1 protein-coding gene is annotated in these 779 nt (G+C 63.5%); it reads left to right on the plus strand.

Annotated features, from left to right (window positions below):
- On the plus strand, window positions 1–779 hold a 779-nt coding region (locus AABE20_RS11230; RefSeq protein ID WP_338333146.1), incomplete at both ends, for an ArsB/NhaD family transporter.

Genomic DNA, 779 nt, shown 5'->3' on the forward strand with positions numbered 1-779 from the left:
CTGGATGGGGCCGGGTTCTTCCATTGGGCCGCCCTGCATGTCGTGCGCTGGGGCAAAGGGCGAGGCCGGACGCTGTTCCCGCTGATTGTGCTGCTGGGGGCGGCCATCGCGGCCGTGTTCGCCAATGATGGCGCGGCCCTGCTGCTGACACCGATCGTCATCGCCATCCTCACCCAGCTTCGCCTGAGCCCCGCCGCTTCGCTCGCCTTTATTATCGCGACCGGCTTTGTCGCGGATACAACCAGCTTGCCGCTGGTAATTTCCAATCTTGTGAACATCGTCAGCGCCAATTTCTTCGACATTCCCTTTGACCGCTACGCCGCGATCATGGTCCCCGTCGATCTGGCCGCCCTTGGCGCGACACTTGCCGTGCTGTGGCTCTGGTATCGGCGGCAGGTGCCCCAGACCTATCCCGTCGCCGAACTGCCAGCACCCGCCACCGCCATTCGTGACCGCCTTGTGTTTCGCGCGGCTTTTCCGCTGCTGGCCCTGGTGCTGGCGGCTTATTTCCTGACCGCGCCATTTCATATTCCGGTCTGTATCGTGGCTTGCCTGGCTGCCATTACCCTGCTGGCAGTTGCTGGATATGGAAGGGTCATTCCCATCCGTCGGGTGCTGCGCGACGCCCCGTGGCAGATCGTGATCTTCTCGCTGGGGATGTATCTGGTGGTCTACGGACTGCGCAATGCCGGGCTGACCGATCATCTGGCGGCGGCACTGGTCTGGCTTGGCCATCAGGGTCCGTTCACCGCCACGCTTGGCACCGGCTTTCTGGCGGC

This window comes from Acetobacter zythi (assembly GCF_963921165.1).
Taxonomy (GTDB): domain Bacteria; phylum Pseudomonadota; class Alphaproteobacteria; order Acetobacterales; family Acetobacteraceae; genus Acetobacter.